Below are 22,662 nucleotides of genomic sequence, written 5' to 3'. Positions count from 1 at the left end.
CGCTTACTTGCCGATTTCGACCTTCAGGCGGACGCCGAAAGTGCGCGGCGCACCATAGATGATCCCGCCGTCCGCGCTGGAGCTGTTCTGGATCTGGGTGGCGACGTACTTCTTGTTGCCGATGTTGTTGATGAAGCCTTCCAGCTTGTACTTCGTGCCGAAGTCCAGCGTCAGGCGGGCATCGAACAGGTCACGCCCCGGAACCAGCGTGTTCACGCTGGGGAACGGCGTGGCGTACTGGCTGGCGAGGTGCGACCACTGCACGCGCGGGGTCACGTCCACATCGCCCAGCGCAAAGGTGTACTGCACCCCGGCGTTGACGGTCCATTCGGGCGAGAACGGCAGCACCCGGTCCTTCGGCACGAACCGCAGGTTGGCGGGGCAGCCCGCGTCGGTGCCCGGCGCGTTGGTGTCCGAAATGCAGGCCGAGTTGGCGAACTTGGCATCGAGGTAGCCGACCCCGGCGTTGAAGCTGAGGCCGCCGAACTGCCCGGTCAGCTCCAGCTCGCCACCCTTGGCGCGGCCCGCCAGCGCGTTCTGCGTGACCGGCAGACCGCCGACCAGGCTGGACAGCTGGATGTCCTTGTAATCCGAATAGAACAGGCTGCCGTTCAGGCGCAGGTGCCGGTCCAGCAACTCGGTCTTGAACCCGGCTTCATAGACGAAGTTGCGTTCGGGGATGAAGTTCGGGGTGTTGGGCGTCAGGTTGACCCCGCCCGCCTTGTAGCCCTTCGACGCCGAGAGATAGATCATCCCGTTGTCGTTGAAGTGATAGTTCACGCCGATCTTGCCGGTGAGCTGTTCCGTGCTGGCCGTGCCGACGGCGGGCGGGTTGAGCGCCGGACCAGCCGCGGCAAAGCGGGTATAGACCTGCTTGTCCCAGCTGTAGCGCCCGCCAACCAGCACTTCGAGCTGGTCGGTCACGAAGTAGTTCACCTGCCCGAACATCGAATAGGACGTGTTCTTGGCATGGGTGATGATGTCGCTGGACGAGATCAGGAAATCACGCGTGTTGCGGTTGTCGCGCAGCAGGGTGACCGGCACGTCCTCGTCCATCAGGAAGCCGCCGACCACCCAGCTGAGCGGCCCGTCACCGGTCGACAGCAGGTTCACTTCGGCCAGCAGGGTTTCGAACACGGTGTCGCCGCGGCTGACCCGGCCCGGATAGAGCGCGCGGTTGGCGCCGCTGGTCGGCAGGTTCGCGGGCACGGCCAGCGCGGTCGCGGTGCGGTCGCCATCGGTCTGGTCGTGGGTATAGCCATCCTGCCACGACAGCAGGCTGCGGACCTGGACGCTGTCCGACAGGTCATAGCGGACTTCGCCCGACACGCGGTAACCGGCCTGGTCCTGATAGGACCGTGCGTCCTCCTGGATCACGAACGGATCGGTGCTGACCGTGTCTCCCTGGCGCTTGACCGCGTTGTTGTCGGTCTGGACGTTGAAGTATTCGGCGCGCAGGTTGATGTTCAGCCGGCCATCGGCGCCGCGGAAGCGCAAGTTGGCACGCAGCGCGTCCATGTTGAGGTTGCCCGGCTGGCTTTGCGCATTGGCGGCAATGTTGCGGGTATAGCTGTCACGCTCTTCGTGGACATAGGCCAGCCGCATCGCGACGTCTTCGCCGCCAAAGCTGCCCGCGACCATCGCGCGCACGCGGTTGTAGTTGCCATAGCTGAAATCGCCGACCGCCGAGGTTTCGTTGAAGTTCGGATTGGGCGTGCGGACATAGATCGCGCCGCCGGTGGAATTCTGCCCGGTCAGCGTGCCCTGCGGACCGCGCAGCACTTCGATCGATTCGATATCGTAGAAGCTGTGGCCGATGAACTGTTCGTGCGGGATCAGCTGCCCGTCGATGTAATAGGCGACGCCGGGGTTCGACGTCGGCGCGGACTGGGCAATGCCGACGCCGCGAATGTTGATGAAGGTCGAGCGGTTGAACGTGTTGATCGCGATCGACGGGGCAACCTGCTGAATGTCGTTGAGGTTGGTGACACCCTTCTTCTGCAGTTCCTCGCCGCTGAACACGGTCGCAGAAATCGGGATGTCCTGCAGGTTCTGTTCGCGGCGCTCGGCCGTGACGACGATCTCGCTCAGGCCGCCGGTCGGCTCGGCAGCATCGGCCTGCGCCAGGGCAGGCGCGGAAATTCCGGACAGCAGCAGCACGGCAGCTGCGCGGTAGGTGCGGTTGGCAGTCATGGTAATCCTCCCCGTGGACTTTGACGCATCCTTTAGCGCGCGCCGCCCTTTATGCAAGCCCTTGCATGGAATTCCGGTGCGCCCAGATTGCCGCGCTCATGGCAATGCCGGTGGCCAGCGTCAGCGCTACACCCAGAGCCAGCGTACCGACCGGCGCAAACCGGCTGAGCGAGGCCGCCGCCAGCGCGCTCAGCAGCATCTGTGCCGCTCCGCAGATGCTGGTCGCGGTGCCTTCCAGCCCCGGCGTGCTGCGCAGGACGCGGGTGATGCCCGCCGGTCCGCTGATCCCCGCGCCCAGCCCCAGCACGATCATCGGCACCAGAAACGCGGCGAGCGAATGCAGCCCCGCCAGGGCGCCCGCCAGCAACAGCAGCGCCGATGTCAGCAGCAGGCCCGCCCCCGCCAGCAAGGCATGGCCGCGCCGGTCGATCCGCGCGACCGTGAACGTCCCGGCAATGCTGGCCAGTGCCACCAGCATCATCGCCAGCCCCACCTCGCGCGGGCGCAGCGCAAAGTCGTGGGTCAGCAGGAACGGGGTGGTGCCGATGAACATGTAGAGCGCGCTGCTGCCCCCGGCGATGGCCAGACTGGGAGCCAGAAAGCGCGGGTTGCGCGCCAGCCGCAACAAGGCCGGACCCAGTCGGACCACGCTGCCAGCGGCAGGCGGAGCCGCTTCGGGCAGGCTGCGCGATGCCAGCAGCGCGCCGCAAAATCCGGCCACGGTCAGCACCGCAAAGATCGCGCGCCACCCGGCCAGTTCACCAATCAGTCCGCCAATGGCCGGGGCCAGCGCGGGCGAAATCAGGATCACGGCCATCAACGAGGCCTGCCGGCGCGCGGCTTCCTCTGGCGGAAACAGATCGCTGACCAGCACCCGCGTGGTGACGACGCCCGCCGACGCGCCCAGTGCCTGCGCCAGCCGCGCGGCCAGCAGCAGTGGCAGGCTGGTGGCCACAAACGCCGCTGCGCTGCCCAGGCAATAAAGCAGCAGCCCTGCCAGCAGCACCGGCTTGCGTCCGCGCCGGTCGGCCACCGGCCCGGCGACCAGCTGGCCCGCCCCCAGCCCGACCAGATAGACCCCGATCACGAACTGCGCATCGGCGGCACTCGCCCGCAAGTCCGCCGCCAACAGCGGCAGCGCCGGAACGATCAGCTGGGTCGCCAGCGATCCCAGCGCGGCAATCGCCGCCAGCAACAGGATCGTGCCCAATCCGGGTGGACGGCTGGTGGCGGCGGCGCCCCGCATCAGCCGCTGGGCAGTTGCCGCAACTGGCGGCGCGCGACCAGACACAGCGCGGCGCAAACGACCGCAATGCCGAACAGCAGCAGCGTGGGCGGCAGGAACGATCCGCTGGCCTGGCGCAAGGCGCCCATCGCGGCGGGGATGGTCGCCCCGGCAAAGCTGCCCAGCATGTTGATCATCACGATCCCCATCGCCAGCGCGCGTGGCGGCAGCAGCTTGGTCGGGATCGCCCAGAACGCGGCGACCGTGCAGCCGGTGCAGGCCCCGCCCAGCACCAGCATCGCCAGCCCCGGCAGCCCCGGACCCAGCAGGAATGCGGCCAGCAGACCCGCACCGCCAATCAGCGCCGGGATCGCCACGTGCAGCACCCGTTCGCCGGTCTTGTCCGAATGGCGCGCGTTCAGCACCAGCGCGATGGCCGCTGCCGCATTCGGCAGCGCCACGATCAGCCCGGTCTGCGTCGCGCTGAGCCCTGACAGCCCCTTCACGATGGTCGGCAGCCAGAACATCACGCCATAATTGCTGGCAAGGATGCAGAACCAGATCGCCGCGCAGGTCCACCCCACCGGGCTGCGCAGGGCGGCCCACCGTTCGCTGCGATTCCCATCGGCGGGCGGCTTTTCCGCGCCCTTCACGTTGGCGGTAACCCATGCCCGCTCATCCGGCGTCAGCCAGCGCGCCTCGCGCGGGGCATCGGGGAAATAGGCCAGCGCGAAGCCCGCCAGCACCAGCGCGGGCAGCCCTTCCATCAGGAACATGAACCGCCAGCCCGCGATCCCCAGCGGATTGTCGAGGTCCAGCAGCCAGCCTGACAGCGGCGCGCCGATCACCTGGCTGATGTTGATCGACATGATCGGCACCGCCAGGATCGTCGCGCGCCAGCGTTCGGGCGCCCACTGGCTGAGGTAGATCATGAGACCGGAAGACAACCCCCCTTCCATGAAGCCGATGAACAGCCGCAGCGCATAGATCTGCCATTCGCTGGTCACCGCCGCCATCGCGCTGGCCCCCAGGCCCCACGCAAAGGTGATCAGCGCCAGCCAGCGGCGCATCCCCAGCGCTTCATAGGCCAGCACGCTGGGATACTTGGCCAGGACATAGCCGATGAACAGCACCCCGGCGGCAAACCCGTACTGCGTGCTGGACAGGCCCAGGTCCGCGTTCATCTGCAGGGCGGCGAAGCCCACGTTGGTCCGGTCGATCGCGCCGACCAGAATGAACAGCGCGCAGGGCAGGACCAGCCGCCACAGCACCTTGATGCCAACCGCCTGTTCGATCCCGGCCTCGCTGCGTGGAACTGCGCTGTCGCTCACCCTGTTTCCCCCGACTGCAAGCTGCATGATAGCGCTTGCATGATTCCGCCTCGATACTTATGCCCCGCCATCATGGCAAATGGCATTCAGGATTTCGACCCCTCGCTTCCCGAAAGCTTTGACACCGCGCACGATCTGTTCGCCGATCTGCGCGCGCGCTGCCCGGTGGCGCATACCACCGAAATGGGCGGCTTCTGGGCGCTGACCCGGTATGAGGACGTGAAACGCGCCGCCAGCAGCCCCGAAACCTTCATCACTTCGGTCCAGAACGTGGTGCCCAAGGTGGCGTTCACCGGGCGGCGACCGCCGCTGCATCTCGATCCGCCGGAACACACGCCGTATCGCCGCACCCTGAACCCGCTGCTGTCGCTGGCGCATTCGGAACAGTTCGCACCGGTCGCGCGGCGCCACGCCCGCGCCCTGCTGGCTCCATTGGTGGCGGCAGGCGGGGGCGACATCTGTTCGGAATATGCCAGCTATCTGCCCGTGCAGGTGTTCGGCGAATGGATGAACGTTCCGCCGCACTGGGTGGAACCGCTGCATCAATCCGGGCGGGCCTTCATCCTGGCGGTCAACATGAACGATCCGGAAGCGATGAAGGCAACCAGCCTGAAGCTTTACGACATGGCGCGTGAATTGATCGCGCTGCGCAAGGCGGAGCCGCGCGATCCCGCGCTGGACATTACCAGTGCCTTGCTGGAAGCGCGCCACAATGGCGAGCCGCTGCCCGATGAACTGATCGTTGGCATGGTCCGCCAGGTGCTGGTGGTCGGCATCGTGGCCCCCACGGTGCTGATGGGCAGCATTGCGATCCACTTGTCGCGCGATCAGGCCTTGCAGGCGCAACTGCGCGCCGATCCGGCGAACGTACCTGCCGCCGTGGAGGAATTCCTGCGGCTCTACACCCCCTATCGCGGGTTTGCCCGCACGGCGGTGGAAGATGTCGAATTCGGCGGACGGACGATCCCGGCGGGCGAAGCGATCGCGCTGGTCTATGCCTCGGCCAACCGCGATGAGGACGTGTTCCCCAATGGCTGCGAATTCATCCTGAACCGGCCCAACATCGCCGCGCATCTGGCCTTCGGGCGCGGACCGCACAATTGCCCCGGCGTGCATCTGGGGCGGATGGAAGTGCGGGTCATGCTGGAAGAATTGCTGGCCGCCACCACCGGGTTCGATCTGGCCGGCCCGGTCGTGCCCGCGCGCTGGCCGGAAATCGGCGCGATTTCGGTGCCGTTGCGCTTCGCGGCCTGATCGGGCAAGTCCGGCGCATGGCGCCAACCCGCAAGAACCCGACCCTGGATGATGTCGCCGCCCAGGCCGGCGTTTCCTCGGCCACGGTCAGCCGCTTCATCAACAACCCGGAAGTCGTCGCGCCCGCCACGGCCGAACGGATCCGCGCGGCGATTGCGGCTACCGGATACATCCCCAACCTGCTGGCCAGCGGGATGGCTTCCAACAAAAGCAAGATGGTGGCGGTGCTGATCCCGCACCTGACCGATTCGATCTTCAACGACACGATCGAGGCGATGGTGGAGGAACTCTCCGCCGCCGGGCTCAACGTGATGCTGGGGATCACCGGGGTGTCCTCGGCGCGCACCAGCGAGCTGATCCGCGGCGCGCTCAGCCGCCGGGTCGATGCGATCATCTCGTCCGGGCCGCTGGAACCGGAGATCGTCGAACTGGTGCGGCGAAGCCCGGCGCTGTTCATCCAGATCTGGGAACTGCCCGCCGAACCGGTGGGCCTTGCCGTGGGCTTCTCGCACGAGGCGGCGGGGCGCGACATGGCGCGGTTCCTGATGTCGCGCGGCTATCGCCGGCCGCACCTGATTACCGCCGATGGCGCCCGCGCGGGGCAGCGCCGCGATGCCTTTGTCGCCGAATGGCAGGCGCTGGCCGGGGGTGAGGTGACGCTGGCGACCGTCGACATCCCGTCCCGCTATGGCCACGCCCGCCGCGCCTTTGCCGATATCCGCCGCCTGCCGGAACTGCCCGATGTCGTGGTCTGCGGATCGGACTATCTGGCGCAGGGCCTGATCGTGGAGGCCCAGGCCGCCGGGCTGCGCGTGCCGGACGGGCTGGCCGTGGTCGGGTTTGGCAACAGCTCGATCGCCGGGGAAATGCGCCCGACGATCACCACGGTCGACGTCGATGGCCGCCGCATCGCGCGCGAAGCCATCGCCGCAATCACACGCCACGCCGCGGGCGAGCCACCGCGTGAACAATCAATCGATGTCGGTTTCCGCCTGATCGCCCGCGAAAGCGCGTGACGGCGCTTGCAAGCGCGGCCACCCGCGCCTAGCAACCGGCCCCGAATCTGGAACTGGAACGGGGCGGAAATCGATGCGGATCTGTATTGCCGGGGCAGGGATCACCGGCTGCGCGGCGGCCATGCTGCTGGCCGAAGCCGGGCATGACGTAACCGTGTTCGAAGCCGTTCCCGAAGTGAGCGAACTGGGTGTCGGCATCAACCTTCTGCCCCACGCGATCTCGATTCTCGACCGGCTGGGGCTGGCCGACCAGTTGGAAGACCTGGGCGTCGCCACGGCGGAGCTGGTCTATACCAACCGCCACGGCCAGCGCATCTGGGGCGAACCGCGCGGCCGGTTTGCCGGCTATCCGGTGCCGCAGGTGTCGATCCACCGCGGCAAGCTTCAGGTGGCGCTGTTCAAGGCGGCCAGGGCGCGGCTTGGTGCCGACAAGGTGCAGACCGGTCACCGGCTGGTCGCGGTCGATGACCGCTCGCCGGTCTCCGCCACGTTTGAACGGCCCGATGGCAGCCGCGTGACGGTAGAGGCCGATGTGCTGGTCGGCGCCGACGGCATCCACTCCACCCTGCGCCGGCTGCGCTATCCGGACGAGGGCTTGCCGCGCTATGGCGGGCGCATCCTGTGGCGCGCCACATCGCGCGCCAAGCCGTTCATGACCGGCGCATCGATGATCATGGCCGGGCACCAGGACCGCAAGTTCGTGTGCTATCCCATCGACCGCCCCGGCGCAGACGGATTGCAGACGATCAACTGGATCGCCGAACTGACCGTCGACCAGATGCCCGAGCGCGAGAACTGGAACAAGGAAGGCGACAAGGCCGATTTCGCCGGCGCTTTTGCCGACTGGACGTTCGACTGGCTCGACGTTCCGGGCCTGATCGCGGACGCCGACAAGGTGTTTGAATTCCCGCTGGTGGACCGCGATCCGCTGCCCGCCTGGACGTTTGGCGTCACCACCCTGCTCGGCGATGCCGCGCATCCGATGTACCCGATCGGCTCCAACGGTGCCTCGCAGGGCATCCTCGATGCCGACGCGCTGGTCCGGGCGCTGGCCGAACACGCCGACCCGGCCGCAGCCCTGCGCGCCTATGAGGCAGAGCGCCTGCCCGCCACCGCCAAGATCGTGCTGGCCAATCGCGGCAACGGCCCCGAAATCTGCATGCAGCTGGCCGAAGAACGCGCGCCGGACGGCTTCGCGCGGATCGAGGACGTGTTTGCCGAGGGCGAACTGGAAGCCATCGCTGCCCGTTACAAGGCGGTGGCCGGCTTTTCCAAGGAAGCCGTGGCCGCCAAGGTCGGACTGCAACCGGCATGACCCCGTTCGGCCAGCCGCCGCTGTTCTCCCTGCGCGTGCTGGTCGAGGCGCCCGCCGCGCTGGACCCGGCCAGCGGCGGACCGGTGCGGCTGGTGCGGATCACGGGCGGCACGGTGAGCGGCGGCCTGAGCGGCGCGATCCTGCCCGGCGGAACCGACTGGCAGGAACTGGGACCAGACGGCGCCATCGGGATCGAGGCGCGCTATCTGCTCGAATTGGACAGCGGCGCGCGGGTAGAACTGCAATCGCGCGGATTGCGCGGGGCCGGGGCCAGCGGATTCTGGTCCAGCATCTGGCTGCGCACCGCTGATTCCGCGCACGCTGCGCTCAATCAGGCGCAATATCTTGGGCTAGGCCGCAAGCTGGACGATTGCGTCGCCATCGACGTGTTCGCGTTACCCCAGCTCTAAATCCCGATTTACGGGCGGTATCGACGGCGCCCGGACGCCCTGCAAGCGCTTGCGCAACCTGCCAGAATTGTTATTGTTCATTACGATTATGGCAGCGCACCACGCCTATGCCGGATCGGGCGGGGAGAGACGCATGACCCATATCCTGCTGGCCACCGGCGATCTGGCGATGGACCGCGCTGATTACGACGAAAGCTTTGTCGCCACCCGCGATCTGCTGGGCGCGGCGGACATTACCTTTGGCCAGCTGGAAACCAGTTTTGCCGAGCGGGGGGAGCGCTTGCCGCAAGTGCGCCACGCCGTGCTCGCCCGCCCGGATGGCGCGGCGGCGCTGGCGCGTGCGGGGTTCGACGTGATCTCGATGGCGGGCAACCATTGCATGGACTGGGGCGCTGGGGCGTTCTTCGAAACGCGCGCCAATCTTGAGGCGGTGGGGCTGGCCGTGGTCGGTGCGGGCGCAACAATCGTCGAAGCGCGGCGGCCGGTGCTCCGCACGCTGGGTGACGGAACGCGGGTGGCGATCCTGGCCTATTCCAGCATCCTGCCGCACAGCACCTGGGCCGACGAACGCCGCCCCGGCTGCGCCCCGATGCGCGCGCACACGATCTATGAGCAGATCGAGCACGACCAGCCCGGCACGCCCGCGCGGGTTCATACCTATCCCCACCGCGAGGATCTCGCCGCGATGGAGGCCGACATTCGGGCTGCCAAGGCGCAAGTGGATGTCGTGATCGTTTCGCACCACTGGGGCATCCACTTCGTCCGCGCGGTGATTGCCGATTACCAGCGCGATGTTGCCCGCGCCGCGATTGCCGCCGGGGCCGACGCGATCCTGGGCGGGCACGCGCACATCCTGAAAGGGTGCGAGGTAATTGACGGCAAGCCGGTGTTCTATTCGCTTTGCAATTTCGCCACCGACCTCAGGATGGACGAGGCCCACGCCAAATCGAGAAGCTGGAACGAGATCCGCGTGCTGGCCGAGGAGTGGGAGCCGGACTTCGAAGGACTCTACAATTTCCCCACCGCCGCGCGGCTCTCGATCATCGCAAGGCTGGAAATCGCGGGCGGCAAGCTGCTTCGCGCCGGGTTCCTGCCGCTGCACATCGGCCGTGATGCCGTGCCCCGGCTCGCCGTACCGGGCAGCGCCGAACACGCCGCCGTGGTCGATTACATGACTGCCGTGACCGGCGAGGCCGGGCTGAATGCCCGCTACCGGGCGAGCGCGGACATGGTCGAACTGGAGGGCGTGGCATGAAGGCGGTGCGAGCATTTCCGCTGGAAGGCTTCGTCTTTCTCTATTTCCTGGCCTACCTGCCCAACGTCATCATCACCAAGCTGGTGACCAGCACGCCCAATGCGGCGCTGGGCCGGCCGCTAACCGGGCTGGAGACGCTGCCGGCCTCGCTGATCATCAACCTGGTGCTGACCTATGCCTTCATCTGGCTGTCAGGCTGGCACAAGGATGCCAACGCGGTGCAAGTGGGCGCCACACGCGTGCCGGTGCCGACGCGCTATACCGTGCTGTCCGGGATCGGGACCTCGCTGGTGCTGTTCACGGTGCCGCTCTCGTTCACCTTCGAAGGGGTCAGCATCCCGTTCATCCAGCTGATCATGCGCGGCGACATTCTGGTGATCGCGCCGCTGGTCGATCTGCTGTTCGGGCGCAAGGTCCGCTGGTGGAGCTGGACCGCGCTGGTCATGGTGCTGATCGCGCTGGTCATCACGTTAAGCGACCGAGGCGGCCTGCACCTGCCGCCGCTCGCGATCCTGACAGTGGTGCTTTACACCATCGGCTACTTCATGCGGCTGGTGGTGATGACCAAGATTTCGAAGTCGGGCGATCCGGCGTCGGTGCGGCGTTACTTCGTGGAGGAGAAGGTCGTGGCGCTGCCGTTGTCGGTAGCCATTCTGGCGGCGATTTCGGCGTCCGGGATCGGCGGGCAGGCGGGCGAGCTGCACTGGGGCTTCATCGATGTGTGGCGCGATCCGGCACTCGTCTCGATGCTGGGCATTGGCAGCACGCTGACGGTGATTTCGGTGCTGGCGATCATCATCCTGCTCGACCCGCGCGAGAACGCCTATTGCGTGCCGCTGGAGCGCGCGGCCAGCCTGGTCGCGGGCGTGGGTGGGGCGATCCTGCTGGCAGCCTTCTGCGGGTTGAAGGAGCCGCGCCCGGCAGAGCTGGTCGGCGCGGCCATCCTGATCGGCGCGATCGTGTTGCTCTCACTGGCTCCCCGTCTCGCGGCGAAGCGTCAGGGTTAGCGCGGCGCGTCCCCGAACAGCGCCCCGACGTCGGGGCAATCTTCCAGCGTCAGAATCCGCGCCGCCAGTTGCCGCGCGGCCGCCCCGGACAGGGGCCGCCGGGCCCGGCCTGCGCAATCGACGAACTTGCGCACCAGCGCCGCCTCGTCCAGCGGCCGGGCCGGACAGCCCAGAGCGTTGTCCACCTCGGCGCAGAGCTGCCGCCCATCGGCCAGATGCACGGTCATCGCGCCGCCCGATCCGCGCAGCCAGCCGCTTTGGGGGCGGACTTCCGGACGGACCCGCGCCGCCAGTTCCAGGATCGCCGGATCGGCCAGCCGCTGAGCCGAAAACCCATCCAGATCGACCGCCCCGTGCCGCAGCGCCAGCGCGGTGCAGAACGGAATGCTGAACTTCGCATCGATCGCAACTTGCGGCGCGTTCTTGCGGGCTGCCGGCTCGGTCAGCATCCGCTGGACTTCGTCGATCCGGACATCGATGGCGGTGATCGCGTCCGGCGAGAAGCCGTGTTCGCCGCGCAGGCGCAGTGCCAGTTCGATGAACGGGTGCGTTCCCCGGCAGCTGGGCCAGGGCTTGAAGGTCAGCCGCTCGATCCAGAACCGTTCGCCCAGACCATCGCTGAGGTCGGCGGGATCGAACTGTCCGCCGGCATAAAGCGCATAGAACCCGCCCGGCCCTTCCAACGGAGCTTCAAACCCGGACACGCCCTCACGGGCGAGCATGGCTGACAGGACCGCCGCCTGTGCGGGAAATGCCTCGCGCACGGCGCGGATCACGGTGGCCGGACTGTGCTTGATTTCGCCCGGCATCGTCACCTGGCACAGCGTCAGCGACAGGGCATCGCGCAGCTGTTCCGCACCCAGCCCCAGCAAGTGGGCACTGCCCGCCGCCGCGCCGAACCCGGCCAGAATGGGCGGAGGATACCAGCCTCCGTCCTCCATCTGCCGCCGCAGGGCCAGCCCCATCCGGCAGGACAAATCACACCCAATGGCCAGCGCGGTCAGAAAGCGGGCCCCGTCAACCGGCCCTTCCGCCTGCGCCAGCGCGATCAGCGCGGGGACCAGACTGGCATTGGGATGGCCGGGGGCGAGATCGAAAGCGTCTTCATAATCCAGCGCGTGAGCCATCGCGCCGTTGGCCAGCGCGGCAAACGGGGCGCTGGCCAGCTGCCCGGTCCCCAATACCGCGCACGGACCCGATCCGGTCGCGGCGGCCAGCGCCGCGAAGGGCCGCACTTCGTCTGAAAGGCCGCTTGCCCCCAGCATTACCCCGCAGGCATCGAGCAGCACCTGCTTGGCCGCCGTCACGGTGCTGGCGGGCAGATCCGCAAACCGCACGGCAGCAAGGCGCTGCGTCACGAGGTCGCTGATGCCGGTGTTCATCGTCATGCCTTGCCGCGAGACCGCCTCAGGCGATCTCGCGCATTCCCAGCCAGTCGAGGATTTCGGCGCGGTGTTCATCCAGCCGGGGCGGCGGCACATCCGTGCCGGGGCCATCCGGGGTCATCCGGAACCCGGCATTGGGGATCGCGATGTTCCCGCCTCCTGGCAGGCCCGGCACGGTCAGCGGCAACAGCGCGTCCGCGCCCGCCAGCGCGGCGGCTTCATCCACGCGGCGAACCATCCCGCACGGCACACCGATCGCGCTCAGGTCGCGTTCCCAGTCGGCAGCGTCGCGGGTCAGCATCACAGCGGCCAGTTCAGCCTTCATCGCATCGAAATTGGCGCGGCGGGCATCGGGCCTGGCAAAGCGGGGATCATCCAGCCAGTCCAGCCGCCCGACATGGCGGGCCAGCGCGTCGAACTGGTTGGGCTGGACCACGCCGAGCGACACTTCGCGCCCGTCACGGGCGATAAACAGCGATGCGGTGGGCAGGCCGGAATAGCCGGTGTTGCCCATGCGCGCCATCGGCGTCCCGGTCGCCAGGAACGGGGTGAGCGCGGAGGTCATGAAGGCCAGGCTGGCATCGAACATCGACACGTCGATGTAGCTGCCTGCCCCGCCCCCGGCGCGCCGCATCAACGCCCCCAGAATGGCCAGTGCGGCGGTTTGCCCGGTCAGCGTGTCGACGATGGGAAACCCGATCCGGATCGGCGGGTCCTGCTCGTCGCCGCTCAGCATCATCATCCCGCTGGTGGCCTGCACGATGTTGTCGATGGCCGGCCAGTCCCGCTGCGGGCCGACCTGACCATAGCCAGAGATCGAGCAGAACACGATGTGCGGGTTGAATGCGGTGACGTCCTGATAGCCCAGCCCCAGCCGGTCGATCACGCCGGGGCGGAAGTTTTCCAGCAGCACATCGCAGCGTTCCACGATGGCGCTGGCAATGGCCTTGTCCTCGTCGTTCTTCAGGTCGAGCGCGATCGACTTCTTGCCCGCATTGGCCGCGATGAACGCCGGGGACATGCCATCATAGCGCCGGTCGCCGCCGTAATTGCGGAAATTGTCGCCCCCGCGCGGCTCGATCTTGATCACTTCCGCGCCCATCAGGCGCAGCAGGTGCGAGGCATAGGGCCCGGCCATGACGTGACTGAAATCGGCTACGCGAATGCCGGCGAGAGGTTGGGTCATGGGTTCTCCGGAAACTGCTTGCGCGTGATTGTCCAGCCGAATGTGGTGCACAGGCGGCAGTCGCGGCCGACGAACCACTTTGCGGCGGCGGCATCGCCTTTCAGCTGCCAGTCGAGCCAGGCGGTAGCCGCCCGGCCCCAGTCGCCGCCGCCCGCCAGCCGGAACGTGCCGCCGTGGCCGACTGGCAGATTGGCCCCCAGCACCGGAACATGGCTCAGCCGCGCGACATCGTCGGCGGCATTGGCGAAGGCGATGTCGGCAGGGCCGCCGATGAAGTAGGCGACCGGGGTGTGCAGCTTTTTGAGGTCGTCCTTGGTGATCCGCACCCCGCTGAGGCCAGTGCCCATGCGGTTATAGACCCCGCTATTGAAGGCCACCACGGTGGCGATGCGCGGGTCCGCTCCGGCAGCCAGCGCCTGCAGGCCGCCGCAGCTGTGCCCCATCGCCGCAATCCGGGTCAGGTCGATCCGACCAGCCCAGCGGCTCCTGGCGCCCTTGCGCGCGGTCTGGACCCAGTCGATTGCGGCAAGATACTGCGCGACGGTTGTCTCATCCGGGGTGGCGCGGGGCGGGCTGCCCGGCGGGGGGGCGTCGGCGGCGGGCAACTGGTCGAGCACCGGGGATTCTTCCCTGGCGCTGCCATTGGCGATCACGACATAGCCGTGGCTGGCGATCTCACGCAGGAAGTGGCTGGCGGACAGGCCGTTGTCGCGGCATCCGCCATTGCCCCACAGCACCAGCGGCATTCGCGCGCGGGGCAGGCGCGCGGGGCGATAGACGGTGTAGCCCGGCGCGTCGTTCCAGCTCTCGGCGATGGCGGGGGTTGGCCCGCTGCCTGCCGCCGGACCAATGGTGCGGGCCGTGAGCGCGCTGGCCTGAACTGGCGAAGCGAGGGCCAGTGCGACGGTCGCCGCGATCAGGGTCAGCCGGACCGTCATGCGCCGCTCCGGCATTCAACGCGGTTGCGCGCCGGGATCGATGCGCGCGCCGCGCGGAAGGCCTGCATTCCGTCGATGCCGAAACGATCGAGCAGGCGCGCGTTGCTCTCCGCCTCGCGCAGGTAGAGCGCGTCGAAGCGCTGCTGGTCCGCTGCGGGCATGGGGGTGATGCGCACCTTCTTGGCACGGGCTTCGTCCAGCCCCCGGATTTCCGCCGCACGGATTTCCTCTGCCAGTGCGGCTTCCCACACGGCGATGCCGTCTTCCAGCACCTGCTGCTGGGCCGGGGACAGCGCATCCCACCGCCGCTGGTTCATCGCCCGCGCCGGATAGGCCCCGCGCGGCACCGACAGCGTGTTGAAGTAATCCGCCGTCTCGGCAAAGTGAAGCGAGCGGAACGTGTCGCCCGGCGCCACCACCCCGTCGATCACGCCCTTGGACATGGCGGAATAAACCTCGCCCATCGGCATGTTGACCGGGTCCGCTCCCAGCGCGCGCAGTACCGAAAGCAGCTCGGTCGGCGCACGCAGGCGAAGGCCCTTGAGGTCGTCCAGCGTATTAACCGGGCGGCTGGTGGTGACGATCCCCGGCAGCGATCCACCCTGCACGGCCAGCACTTTCAGACCGGCGAGTTCCCGCCCGATTTCCGGGCTGGCAGCCGCGATGCAGCGGAACAGCGCAACTTGCGCCTCGATGCTGTCCGCTCCGGCATAGAAGCCCGACTGGATCCGGATCAGGTGCGTGCCGCCCCGGATATAGATCGGCGTGATCAGTCCGATGTCCGCAACGCCGTGGCGCAGTTCCTCCATCGACATGTCGGCGGACAACAATCCGCCCGACCACACCGGCCTGATCCGCAGCGCCCCGCCAGACCGCTGCGCCACGAAATCGATCCAGCGTTGGTCGGCCCGGCTGAACGGGTGCGACGGCGGATAGGGCGTGGCATAAGTCAGCTCGGTCACGCCCGTCGGCACGGGCCGGGCGCAGGCCGCGAGCGCGATCAGCAGCAAGAGGACCAGCGCCCTCATGCCAGGCCTTTTTCCGTCAGGAAATTGCCCACCAGCGTGACCATCCGGTCATGGTCCCAGTTCTTGGCATCGACCATGTCGGCATCGATCATCAGCACCGGAATGCCCGCCTGCTCCAGCGAGAGCGCGGTCAGCCGGGTGCCGGATTGCGACAGGCGGTTATCCGGCGGCAGCAGCACCACGGCGGCATCCAGCCCGCAGCGCTCTGCCTCGCTTTCCATCCAGCCGTTCATCCACGGCGGCAGGTGCAGCACCTCGTTCATCGAACAGATCCGGCTGGCCAGCGCCTCCATCGGCCGGTCCTTGAGCTCGCGGATGTACTGCGGCCCGGCGAAAGGCATGTACATCGACCACACGAACACCGCGCCCATCCGCTCTTCCAGCGCCTGGTAAAAGCCCGGATCGTGCCACACCCCGGCACCGATCCACATCAGGCGGATACGCTCGTCATCCGCCGCACCCTGCCCCTGCGCGATCCGGTCCAGCACTTCGTCGCGGAACCGGCGGGCGTGGTTCACTGCCCAATCCGACCCGCGATGCCATTGCGGGATCATCGTGTTGGACATCTGCTCGCCAATCGAGACCGGACAGGGCCGGGCCTTGGCCAGCGCCTGGTTGGCTTCCCAGATATAGCCTTCCTGCTCGTTGATCCGCTCCATCAGGTGATGCAGCTTCGCCTCGTCAAAGCGGCGGCCGGTGCGCTTTTCCAGCAGGGTGATCAGGTCGCGCATTTCCGAAACCATCAGCGCGATCCGGTCGGGCTGATAGATCTCGTCCCAGTCGCGGTTGGAATGCGCGAACCAGCGCGGGTCCTTGTGTTCCCACGCGGGCGCTTCCATCGCGAAGAATTCGGTCCCCATCGCCTCGGCCCACTGGCCGAAGACGTGCTGGATGCAGTCGCAGGTCAGCCGCGCGACCAGCACGGTCGGGGTGGGCAAGCCACCCCACGGCGCAGTCTTGGGATCGTTCGCCAGCGTGCAGGCCAGCCCCAGCGAGCAGTACTTGCAGCTGTTTTCGGGATAGCCATGCTCGGCCATGACCTCGAAGTAGCGGCCCGACAGCTGCTTGGCGGAGATATAGGCCGACCACCACTGGTTGGTGATGATCGGGATGTCCATCACGTGGAAGATCTCGTGCGGGGTATCGGCCTGGACAATGGCGAACGGCTCGCCCTCATCCACCACCCGCCGCTTCAGGTCGATGCCGAACTGCTTCTGATAGGCATTGGCCGCGGCCGTGCAGGCCAGGGTCTGGCGCATCCGCTGGCCGGTGGGGGTGGTCATTGGAAAACTCCTGCTGCTGCAAGCTGGGCGATCCGGTCATCCGAAAGGCCGCAAAGGGTGCGCGCCACTTCGGCGCAATGTTCGCCCATGGCGGGTGCGCGGTATGGCTCCAGCCGATCCCGCGAAAACAGCATGGGCGTGGCGATGTGGCCGAACGGCCCCAGCAGCGGATGCGGCAGGGTCACCAGCGCGCCGCGCAGCGCCAGTTGCGGATCATGCTCGATCATGTCCTCCGCGTCCTGCACCACGCCGCAGGCGATCCCGGCGGCCTGCAACTGGGCAGCGATGGCATGATCTTCCCGCGTGCCGGTCCAGCTGGCGATGTCCGGGCCGGTGATCGCCAGCAGCTTGGCATGCTGCTCGGGCGTGAAGGCGCTGATCGCGACCCAGCGATCATCGCCGGCCGCAGGGAAAACGTCCTGGAACAGCACGCCCGCATCAGCATTGCCGCTGCGCTGGGGCCGTTCGCCGCGCCGCGCCGCCGCCAGGCTGGCGCGCATCTGCTGGACGCAGATTTCATACATCGATGCATCGATATGGCAGCCCCGGCCATGTTCGCGCCGGAATTGCAGCGCGGCGGAAACGCCGGCCGCCATGACGAACGGCACGATCACATCGCCATAGGGCACCGCGCCGGGGATCACCGGAGCGCGATCCGGCCAGCCGGTCAAGAACGTGCGGCCCGACAGCGCCCCGCCGGTGCCGTCCACCCCCCATTCCTGCGCCATTGGCCCGGTCTGGCCGAACACGCTGCCTGATACCATGATCACGCCGGGATTGCGCTGCACCAGCGTATCGTAGTCCAGCCCCAGCTTCTTCATCGTGCCGGGCGAGAAATTCTCAACCACCACGTCGGCCCAGTCGATCAGCGGGTTCAGCACTTCGCGCGCTTCGGGCTTTTTCAGGTCGAGCGACAGGCTGCGCTTGGAGCTGTTGAGGTGCGCGAACCACGGCTTGTCGTCCCAGTTGCCCGCGCGTGAGGCTGAAACCTGCACGTCAAGCCGGGCCAGATCCGGACGGGTGCGCGATTCGATCTTGACCACATCCGCGCCCAGATCGCCAAGCGTCTTGGTGGTGATCGATCCGACCAGCGCCCAGGCAAAGTCCAGCACGCGCACACCCGACAGCGGACCGGGGCGCGCGCCGGTGTGGATCGCGGGCAGGGGTGCCGCCGGGCCTTCGCGGAACGAGGCGAAGCGGTCTGGCAGGCCATCCGCCGTGGCGAGAAAGCCGCGCGCGGCCAGATGCGGGTCGTTCAACACATCAGCGGGCTCGTTCACCACGCAAGCGTTGATCCCGCGGCGCAGGCCCTCGCTGGCCATTTCCGCCTTGGTCCGGGTGCGGAAGAACGCGTCGATCGCGGCCTCCCATTCGGCGCGCGTTTCGGCGGGCAGGGTTGAGCGATTATAGGCCAGCCAGTCCACCCCGCGCAGCGGATTCGGCATCCCGGCCTCGTCGATCCAGTCCGACAGCGCCTGGTTGGCGGGCGCGCCCAGCCGTCCGGTCATCAGCGAATGGAAGCAGTACCCATCGGCCAGTTGCCAGATCGCCCGCACCGTCGCCCGGCCATAGGCCAGTGCCCCGCCGACCCGCGCCAGCTTGCGCTGGTCGAACTGCCAGACGAGGATGCCGTTGAAATTGCGGCTGAACGCGACCTGCTGGATCGAAACATCGACATGCTGGCCTTGCCCGATGGTGCCGCGCGCGTAATGCGCCGCCATGGCTCCGGCCGCAGCGACCATGTCGGCGTGGAAGGTGCAGGCATCCAGCGCTTCCTTGACCGGCGGCAGACCGGGTTCGCCCGTCACGCGCAAGGCTCCGCCCATCGCCGAGGCGACCAGCTCGCCGCCCTGCCAGCCCGCCCGGACCCCGTCCGAGCCAAAGGGGGTGACCGAGACATGGACCGCACTGGCCGGGATCGCCACGCCTTCCAGCGCACCCAGGCCCAGATCGTCGATCACGAACGACGCACCTTCCACCGCGCCGCCCAGTTCCGCCCCCAGCGAGGCGAGGTAGCGTGCGAGCGGGCGCTCTGCCATCGCCCCCAGCACGGCCACCCGGTGTCCTGCGAGCAGCTTCATGCCGCGACCTCCTTCAGGAAGGCCGTGATTTCGGCGTCCAGCCCATCGTCCGCCCGCCAGCTGCGGCGCGAGAGTGCCAGTGTCGGGATGCCGGCCTCGGCCAGCGCGCGCCGCTGTGCCGGCAAGTGCCAGACAAGGGCTTCGTCCTCTTCCACGAACCACAGCACCGCGGCCTTGGCCGATACCGCCCGAGCGGCCTGCACGACTGCTGCGCCGCGATTGAAAAAGCCGCGCGGGCCGGGCTGCCATTCATGGAGGCGATGGCCGATAGCGGCGCAGGGATCGCCTGTGCCAACCGCCACGCCGGGGCATTCGCGCGCCCAAAGTTGCTCCAGCGTGTCACCATGAGGCTGGAACCCGGCGGCGGCGATCATGGCGCTAACCCGCTCGTCCGGCGGGGGCGTTCCGGCCAGCAGGCAGGCCGGGCCAGCTGCAGGGGCAGGAGCAGGCACAGAGGCCGCGTCCGCCCGGACCAGTTCCGCCTCGATGGCCGCGTCGCTGACGCCGAACCGGCTGGCCAGCGCCCGCACCGATGCGACAGTGCGCGCGGCGCTGGTGGCGCGGCCGATGAAGCCGACATCGAACAGGATCGGCTCCGGCCCGCGCAGCAACCCGCGCCGCCGCAGTTCACAGACGTAGTAATAGAGCCGCTGGGCATTGTCGTCGCTGCGCGTGAAAACCACGGCGTCCAGCGCGTCAAAGCGCCCTTGGGCCCAGTCCTCAAGGATCGAGAACGCCCAGGTCGCGAACTTGCTTTCCAGCCACTGCCCGGCCAGCGGAAAGGCGCGGTCGATGTCCCAGGTCAGCGGTCCGGCATAGCGGCCCGTGGCCCGAAGAACCTGCAGGGGAAGGTCAGTGCCGACAGAAGCGATCATCGTTATTGCCCAAGATAGCCCGGCAGCCACATGACCAGCGCCGGGAACAGGATCAGAAGGAACAAGTGCACCAGGTCACTAGCCAGGAACGGAGCGACGCCCTTGAACACGCGCGCGATGCTGACGTCCTTGGCCACGCCCTGAATGACATAGAGGTTCATGCCCAGCGGCGGGTGGACGAAGCCGATCTCCATCGCCCGGACCAGGAAGATCCCGAACCAGATCGGCGACATGCCCGTCGCGGTGACCACCGGCAGCAGGATCGGCGTGGTCAGCAGCATCAGCGCCAGCCCGTCGAGCACGGAGCCCAGCAGCAGCAGCAGGATTGCCACCACCACCAGTGTCGCCATCGGGCCCAGTCCCAGCCCGGTCACTGCGTCGCCAATCGCCTCGGCCAGCCCGGTGACGCTGACGAACACCGAAAAGATCAGCGCCCCGATCACCACCAGCAGGATCATCCCACTGGTGCGCAGGGTTTCATCGAACGCGGTGAACAGCATCGTGCGGTTCAGCCGCTTGCGCCATGCGGCAATTGCCAGTGCGCCCGCTGCGCCCACGGCGGCCGCTTCGGACGGGCTGAACAGGCCCACCGCGATCCCGCCGATCACGAAGCTGATCAGCAGCAGCATGTCTGCCACCCGGCGCAGCGCGCGCCAGCGTTCGGACCAGGTCGCGCGTTCGCTGGCGGGGGCCAGGTCCGGCCGGACCCGCATCAGCAGCCAGATCACCAGAGCATAGAACAACGCCTGCGTCAGGCCAGGGATAATGGCGGCGGTGAACAGCTTACCGATCGATTGTTCGGCAATGATCCCGAACACGATCAGCGCGCCCGACGGGGGGATCATCTGGCCCAGCGTGCCGCCCGCGGCGACCGTGCCGGTGGCCAGCGCATCAGAATAGCCGCGCCGCCGCATTTCGGGCAGGGCGACCATCCCGATGGTCGCGGCGGTAGCCAGGCTGGACCCGTTGATCGCGCCAAACCCGGCACACCCGGCGACCGAGGCATAGGCGAGCCCGCCCCGGCGATGCCCAAGGAACTTCGCGGCGACGTCGAACAGGTCACGGCTGGCGTTGGCGGAAAAGAACAGCTGCGCCATCAGGATGAACAGCGGCAGGGTGCCCAGTTCATAGCGGGTCAGCGTTTCGACCGTGGTGACCCCGGCCTTGATCAGCGCCGGTTCGAACCCGATCACCACGATCAGGCCCAGAATGCCGATCAGCCCCAGCGCCGCGCCAATCGGCACGCCCAGCAGCAGCAGCGCGACCAGCGCGGCGATCCCGACCATTCCGGTTTCGGGGTTGGCGTACATCAGGATTTCCTTGTCAGCGCCTGACGCAGGGCGATCACCACCCCGGCCAGCAGCGCGGCATTGGCAACCGCGCGCATCCAGCGCCACGGCACGCCGACCAGTTCGCTTTCCTCGTGGCTGTGCCACAGGTCCAGCGCGATCCAGACCGATCCGGCCAGCAAGGCCGCCAGGAACAGCGCCAGCGAGAGCAGCGCGATCCGCTTGGACCAGTCCTTGTATGGATCGCGAAGGCGGTCGATCAGGAAGTGGATCTGCGCATGGCTGCGCGCGATGGTGGCGCACAGCAGCGCCAGCGATCCGGCCACCAGCACCGCCACCTGAACCATTTCGATGGCCCCTTCGACCGGCAATCCGGCATGGCGCCCGGCCACGGCCAGCGTATCGATCGCGGTGGCGGCGAGCAGGCCCAGCCCGCCGGTCCAGATCAGCAGGTTCTTCATTCCGCTTCCCTTACCCAGCCGTCCGCATCCACGCTGATCGGTGGCAAGCCGGCGGCGACGGTGATGCATTCCAGATACCGCGCGATGGCCTGGCGGCGCTCCGCATCGGCCAGCACCGGGCGTCCCGGCGCTTCGACATGGACCGGGACGATGCCCGTGCGCAGCGTGCCGTCCGCAGCCCATTCGAGCCGCCCCAGAAAGGCATTGATCGCTTCGGGATGGAATGGGGCGAGATCATAGGCCGGGTCCGGTTCGAACCCGAACATGCGCTTGCGCCGCTCGGCCCACTCGCGCCGGGCGGGGTGGTCCTGCGCGGGGCTGAGCGCGCGGGTGACGACGCAGCCGTTGCCCAGCCCGTGAAAGATCGGGCGGCCATGGTGAAACTCGATCCCGCGCACGATGTGGGCATGATGCCCGATCACCACGTCCGCCCCTGCTTCGATGGCGGCATGGGCAAGCGGACGCTCATAGGGAGCAAGGCGTGCGGGGGTGTGGACCAGCCCCTTGTGCAGCGCCACGATCACCAGATCGGCGGTGGCGCAGGCATGGGCGATATCGCGGTGCAGTGCTTCGAACGCTTCCGGTGCGGCCCGCTCAAGCGGCGCGGCCGGGGCGATGGGAGAGCCATCGGCGGTTTCGACGCGCAGGTAATTGCAGCCTGCCCGGGCCGGAGTGGCCCAGCTCGCTTCCGGCCCGACGCAATTGTAGCTGAGCAATGCCACGCTGCGGCCCGCGCGCTCGATCCGCGCCGGCGCGGCGGCGCGGGCCAGATCCAGCCCCGCCCCGCAATGCGCCACGCCCAGCCGGTCCAGCCCGGCCATCGTGTCGACAATGCCCAATTCGCCGCAATCGGCCATGTGATTGCCGGCGAGGCTCAGCATGGCAAAGCCCGCACGGGCAATCGCGCCCAGGTTTTCCGGCGGCGCGCCGGGTGCGGGCACGTCTCCGGCCAGTTCGCTGCCGCGCGTGGTGTGCGGCACTTCAAGGTGACCGATTGCCAGATCGGCTGCGGCAATCGCCGGGGCGATGCCGGACAGCCAGTGGTCACCGTCCGGCTCGTCGAGCACGAGGTCGCCGGACAGCACCAGGGACAGGGCGCGAGGCTCGATCATGCTAAGTCTCGCGCCCTT

The 22,662-nt window shown here is 67.9% G+C and carries 19 protein-coding genes; 6 read left to right on the top strand and 13 right to left on the bottom strand.

Features of this window, described 5'->3' with window-relative positions; translation table 11 throughout:
- Nucleotides 1-3: 3 nt before the first annotated feature.
- The 3 genes from IE113_RS01685 to IE113_RS01675 are packed head-to-tail and all read right to left on the bottom strand — an operon-like array spanning nt 4 to nt 4,749.
- Nucleotides 4-2,193, bottom strand: a complete 2,190-nt coding sequence (locus IE113_RS01685; RefSeq protein WP_189538685.1) for a TonB-dependent receptor — start codon at nt 2,191-2,193, stop codon at nt 4-6.
- A gap of 49 nt (nt 2,194-2,242) precedes the next feature.
- Nucleotides 2,243-3,439, bottom strand: coding sequence for a Bcr/CflA family efflux MFS transporter (locus IE113_RS01680; protein WP_189538684.1), 1,197 nt, complete (start codon nt 3,437-3,439; stop codon nt 2,243-2,245).
- Entirely contained in the window at nt 3,439-4,749 is a 1,311-nt protein-coding gene (locus tag IE113_RS01675; protein ID WP_229822058.1) for an MFS transporter, read from the bottom strand. The genes IE113_RS01680 and IE113_RS01675 overlap by 1 nt, the downstream gene beginning before the upstream one ends.
- A gap of 72 nt (nt 4,750-4,821) precedes the next feature.
- Here IE113_RS01675 and IE113_RS01670 point away from each other — a divergent pair, with 72 nt between their 5' ends.
- The 6 genes from IE113_RS01670 (at nt 4,822) to IE113_RS01645 (ending at nt 11,006) form a co-directional block, all read left to right on the top strand.
- A complete protein-coding gene (locus IE113_RS01670; RefSeq protein ID WP_189538682.1) occupies nt 4,822-6,003 on the top strand; it encodes a cytochrome P450 in 1,182 nt (393 codons plus the stop codon).
- Nucleotides 6,004-6,020: 17 nt separating this feature from the next.
- Entirely contained in the window at nt 6,021-7,019 is a 999-nt protein-coding gene (locus IE113_RS01665; protein ID WP_189538681.1) for a LacI family DNA-binding transcriptional regulator, read from the top strand.
- A gap of 73 nt (nt 7,020-7,092) precedes the next feature.
- Nucleotides 7,093-8,334, top strand: coding sequence for a flavin-dependent oxidoreductase (locus tag IE113_RS01660; RefSeq protein WP_189538680.1), 1,242 nt, complete (start codon nt 7,093-7,095; stop codon nt 8,332-8,334).
- The gene (locus tag IE113_RS01655) at nt 8,331-8,744 is read left to right on the top strand and encodes a DUF3237 domain-containing protein (protein WP_189538679.1); all 414 of its coding nucleotides are present in this window, start codon (nt 8,331-8,333) and stop codon (nt 8,742-8,744) included. Before IE113_RS01660 ends, IE113_RS01655 begins: the two co-directional genes overlap by 4 nt.
- Before the next feature lie 73 nt (nt 8,745-8,817).
- Nucleotides 8,818-9,999: a CapA family protein gene (locus IE113_RS01650; RefSeq protein ID WP_229822056.1), complete on the top strand. Its 1,182-nt coding sequence runs from the start codon at nt 8,818-8,820 to the stop codon at nt 9,997-9,999.
- Nucleotides 9,996-11,006: a hypothetical protein gene (locus IE113_RS01645; RefSeq protein WP_189538678.1), complete on the top strand. Its 1,011-nt coding sequence runs from the start codon at nt 9,996-9,998 to the stop codon at nt 11,004-11,006. Before IE113_RS01650 ends, IE113_RS01645 begins: the two co-directional genes overlap by 4 nt.
- Here IE113_RS01645 and IE113_RS01640 read toward each other — a convergent pair.
- The 10 genes from IE113_RS01640 to IE113_RS01595 are packed head-to-tail and all read right to left on the bottom strand — an operon-like array spanning nt 11,003 to nt 22,644.
- Entirely contained in the window at nt 11,003-12,388 is a 1,386-nt protein-coding gene (locus tag IE113_RS01640) for an MmgE/PrpD family protein (RefSeq protein WP_229822054.1), read from the bottom strand. The two genes, IE113_RS01645 and IE113_RS01640, sit on opposite strands and share 4 nt — an antisense overlap.
- A 25-nt stretch (nt 12,389-12,413) precedes the next feature.
- Nucleotides 12,414-13,577 (bottom strand): CaiB/BaiF CoA transferase family protein, encoded by a 1,164-nt coding sequence (locus IE113_RS01635; RefSeq protein WP_189538676.1) that lies wholly within the window; start codon nt 13,575-13,577, stop codon nt 12,414-12,416.
- On the bottom strand, nt 13,574-14,515 hold the full coding sequence (locus tag IE113_RS01630) for an alpha/beta hydrolase (protein WP_189538675.1): 942 nt from the start codon (nt 14,513-14,515) through the stop codon (nt 13,574-13,576). Before IE113_RS01630 ends, IE113_RS01635 begins: the two co-directional genes overlap by 4 nt.
- Nucleotides 14,512-15,543: a TRAP transporter substrate-binding protein DctP gene (dctP, locus tag IE113_RS01625; protein WP_189538674.1), complete on the bottom strand. Its 1,032-nt coding sequence runs from the start codon at nt 15,541-15,543 to the stop codon at nt 14,512-14,514. The genes IE113_RS01630 and dctP overlap by 4 nt, the downstream gene beginning before the upstream one ends.
- Nucleotides 15,540-16,826, bottom strand: coding sequence for a 2-hydroxyacyl-CoA dehydratase subunit D (locus IE113_RS01620; RefSeq protein WP_189538673.1), 1,287 nt, complete (start codon nt 16,824-16,826; stop codon nt 15,540-15,542). The genes dctP and IE113_RS01620 overlap by 4 nt, the downstream gene beginning before the upstream one ends.
- A complete protein-coding gene (locus IE113_RS01615) occupies nt 16,823-18,907 on the bottom strand; it encodes a CaiB/BaiF CoA-transferase family protein (RefSeq protein WP_229822052.1) in 2,085 nt (694 codons plus the stop codon). The genes IE113_RS01620 and IE113_RS01615 overlap by 4 nt, the downstream gene beginning before the upstream one ends.
- Complete coding sequence (locus IE113_RS01610) at nt 18,904-19,782, bottom strand: hypothetical protein (RefSeq protein ID WP_229822050.1); 879 nt, start codon at nt 19,780-19,782, stop codon at nt 18,904-18,906. The genes IE113_RS01615 and IE113_RS01610 overlap by 4 nt, the downstream gene beginning before the upstream one ends.
- 2 nt (nt 19,783-19,784) lie before the next feature.
- Nucleotides 19,785-21,092 (bottom strand): TRAP transporter large permease, encoded by a 1,308-nt coding sequence (locus IE113_RS01605; protein WP_229822048.1) that lies wholly within the window; start codon nt 21,090-21,092, stop codon nt 19,785-19,787.
- Nucleotides 21,092-21,532, bottom strand: coding sequence for a TRAP transporter small permease subunit (locus IE113_RS01600; protein WP_189538672.1), 441 nt, complete (start codon nt 21,530-21,532; stop codon nt 21,092-21,094). The genes IE113_RS01605 and IE113_RS01600 overlap by 1 nt, the downstream gene beginning before the upstream one ends.
- Entirely contained in the window at nt 21,529-22,644 is a 1,116-nt protein-coding gene (locus IE113_RS01595) for a CapA family protein (RefSeq protein WP_189538671.1), read from the bottom strand. The genes IE113_RS01600 and IE113_RS01595 overlap by 4 nt, the downstream gene beginning before the upstream one ends.
- Nucleotides 22,645-22,662: the final 18 nt, after the last annotated feature.

The sequence above is a fragment of the Novosphingobium arvoryzae genome, from assembly GCF_014652615.1.
Classification (GTDB): domain Bacteria; phylum Pseudomonadota; class Alphaproteobacteria; order Sphingomonadales; family Sphingomonadaceae; genus Novosphingobium; species Novosphingobium arvoryzae.
The sequence above is the reverse complement of the archived record's forward strand: the minus strand, read 5'-3'. Positions and strand labels throughout refer to the sequence as shown.